We start from the raw sequence: 2,906 nt of genomic DNA, 5'->3' as shown, positions 1-2,906 counted from the left end.
GTGTTGGTCACGATCACGCCTGCGGCGTCGGCGGCGGACAGGTCGATGTTGTCGAACCCGACCGCCACGTTGGCGACGACCTTGAGTTGGGATCCCGCGACGGCAAGGAGATCGGCGTCGATACGCTCGGTCAGCGTGATCACGGCCGCACTGGCGCCCGTGATGCCCGCTTCGAGCGCGTTGCGGTCCGGCGGCTCTTCCGATCCGATGCGAATGGGAGTTCCCAAGGAGTGCAGGTGAGCCATCGCACGATCGGTGAGAAGCCGTGAAACGTAGATCAATCCGGCCCCGGGCCGGGTCGGGACTGATGACATCGTCACGTGAGAACACTCCTCGTGAGGCTCTGGGGTTTCGGCGGGGGAACGGCGGGTGAGAGCGATTCTATGGACTCATCCAGCGTGCTGAGCGGCGGTGTCCCCGTGACGGTCGACCAGACCTGCGAACACCTGCCGGCAAGGCCGGTTACCGGTGGGCGAAGGATCTTGCCGTTGGCGTGTGAAGTGACCGAGATGGTCATGCGTTGCGGTAGGCCATGGTCCAGACCGCTTCGGAGTCGGGGCGATACTCGTTGCCCTCCCAGGGATCCCCACAGATGTGCAGATGTGCGTACGGTGTACCGGCGAACATGATCATCGTGCCTGCGTCGCGCATGACGGTGGAGAGTCCGGTGGCCTCTGCGTCGAACGGCCAGATGAGCATCCAGTGCGGGCCGATGGGAATCAGCGGGCTGGTGTGGTCATGCGGGTCGGTGTAACTGTGCTGCACTGCACCGTTGAGCATGTAGATCAGTCCCGGTGATGTGTTGGTGGGCCGAGGTTTACCGGCCCAGGCGTCCATGATCCACTGCATGCCCATCTCATCGGCGCACATGTCGGCCTTGGCGACCTCGACGCCAGGCATGCACGTCCAGCCGTTGGTGCCCTCGCGGAGCACCGTGACGTTGCCGTCGGCGTCCATGTCGATGACCTTCGCGCCATCCCGGATTCCCGGAGGGCCAGATTTCAGCGCGCGTGCGATGCGGGCTTCGGTGATGATGTCGTACATGGCAGGTCCTTTCACCATTCGGTTCGGCCGGTAACCGGTGCAGTCGTCACCCGTTCGCGCATGTGAGCAGCCGGTGTGTGATCGACCAATAGGGTGAGTAGCTCCGGGCGGCTGTAATGTCCGCGGGAGTCCATCTTGGCCTTGCGCCGGTCGATGATCGCGAAGTCGAGGTCGGCGATGACCTCGCCTTCACCCGAGCGCAACGGCTCGCCGACGATCTCTCCTTGAGGGGAGATGATCGCGGTGAAGCACCCGCCAGAGATGAAATCGACTGGGGCGCCTGTGTCCTGCGCGATCTGTGCGAGTTGGTCTGGATCGAGCCACCCCGTCGCGTTGACCACGAAGCAACCCGATTCCAGCGCGTGATTGCGGACACTGACCTCTATCTGCCGGGCAAACAGGTCGCCGGCGAACGAGCCGGGCCACATGGCCGAGTGGATCTGTTCGCCATCGGCCATCATCACGTACCGCGCCAGTGGGTTGTAGTGCTCCCAACAGGTCAGCTGGCCGATTCGCCCGACGGTGCTGTCGACGGCGCGAAGGCCGGAGCCGTCACCCTGGCCCCAGATCATCCGCTCGGCGAACGTCGGTGTCGTCTTGCGGCGACGCTGGATCAAGGTGCCATCGGAGTCGAACAGTAGTTGCGTGTTGTAGATGGTTCCGCCATCCCGCTCGTTCACTCCGATGGACACGACGATTCCCGCTTGAGCGCAGGCATCTCCGATGGCATGGGTCGTCTCTGAAGGAATCGTCACCGACTGGTCGAGCAGGAGCAGCTGTTGGTCGGCCAGTTCGAAGGGCCGCTGCAACGTGGAGAAGTACGGGTAGTACGGCACGATCGCCTCGGGGAAGGTAGCGAACTGCACCCCTTGGCGGCCAAGTTCGATGATCTTCTTGACAATCTTTTCCACCGTTCCCTCACGGCTGTAGAGCGCCGGACTGATCTGAACGGCCGCGGCCTTGACGATTGGCATCTCGTTGATCCCTTCCTATTGAATGCCCTTGGTGAAGTTCAAATGGCGTCTGTTATAAGACGTTTCAGAGACGGCCATGGTCCACGCGAATCGAATCGTCCGGCAAGTGCCGAGCGCCAGGACCCCAAACCCGGCGCCGCGAGGTGGCGGGCTGTCGCGTGTCTTCAATAAATCGGCTACTAACAGTTAGTGTACTAATGATTAGCGGCCTAATCAAGAGGTATGATGACGCCATGAGCAGAGGAGTCGATACCGACATTGACCCGCTCTCGCTGGAGCGCCAGGTGTGTTTCGCGCTTGCCGTCACCAATCGCGCGGTGCTGGCGGTCTACCGGCCGTTGCTGGAGCCGCTCGGGCTGACCCATCCGCAGTACCTGGTGATGCTGGCGCTGTGGGACAACGCGAAGGCCAATGGCGCGCCGCTGTGGGTCAAGGACATCGCCGCACTGCTGCAGATGGATTCGGCCACCCTCTCGCCGATGCTCAAACGGCTGCAGGCGCAGGGCCTGATCACTCGATCGCGCAACACCACTGACGAGCGCACCACTCACATCGAGCTGAGCCAGGACGGCCGCAACCTACGTAGGCAGGCGCTGAAGGTTCCTCCTGCGGTGGTTGAGCGGCTCGGCGTCGAAGTCGCCGTGCTCGAGGATTTGCATGCGGTGCTCAGCCGCGTCAACGCCGCCGCATTGGCGGCCGGAGCGCTCGACTCGGAGTTGGATCGATGACACCGGCGATCGGCCCGTACGCACCAAGCGAATCCGACGCGGGCACAGGACTATTCGACAGTAACTAGCAGCGACATGCCCAGAAGCGAACTCCACGTGTTTAGAGCAGTTCGAGCAGTTGCAGGTCGGTGACGTACTTGGTGATGACCGGCGCGGTGAC

The 2,906-nt window shown here is 62.7% G+C and carries 3 protein-coding genes and 1 pseudogene; 1 reads left to right on the top strand and 3 read right to left on the bottom strand.

Annotated elements, in window-relative coordinates; genetic code table 11:
- The 3 genes and pseudogenes from ACRDUX_RS10285 to ACRDUX_RS10275 form a co-directional block, all read right to left on the bottom strand.
- Positions 1-314: pseudogene (locus ACRDUX_RS10285) on the bottom strand (D-glycerate dehydrogenase); the annotation flags it as partial.
- Positions 315-513: 199 nt separating this feature from the next.
- Positions 514-1,044 carry a hypothetical protein gene (locus tag ACRDUX_RS10280; RefSeq protein ID WP_526413531.1) on the bottom strand — a complete coding sequence of 177 codons (531 nt, stop codon included), beginning with the start codon at positions 1,042-1,044 and terminating at the stop codon, positions 514-516.
- Positions 1,045-1,055: 11 nt separating this feature from the next.
- Positions 1,056-2,018 (bottom strand): nitrilase-related carbon-nitrogen hydrolase, encoded by a 963-nt coding sequence (locus ACRDUX_RS10275; RefSeq protein WP_526413529.1) that lies wholly within the window; start codon positions 2,016-2,018, stop codon positions 1,056-1,058.
- Positions 2,019-2,251: 233 nt separating this feature from the next.
- Here ACRDUX_RS10275 and ACRDUX_RS10270 point away from each other — a divergent pair, with 233 nt between their 5' ends.
- A complete protein-coding gene (locus ACRDUX_RS10270) occupies positions 2,252-2,746 on the top strand; it encodes a MarR family winged helix-turn-helix transcriptional regulator (RefSeq protein ID WP_526413527.1) in 495 nt (164 codons plus the stop codon).
- Positions 2,747-2,906: the final 160 nt, after the last annotated feature.

The sequence above is a fragment of the Mycobacterium sp. genome, assembly GCF_050701675.1.
Lineage (GTDB): Bacteria > Actinomycetota > Actinomycetes > Mycobacteriales > Mycobacteriaceae > Mycobacterium.
The sequence above is the reverse complement of the archived record's forward strand: the minus strand, read 5'-3'. Positions and strand labels throughout refer to the sequence as shown.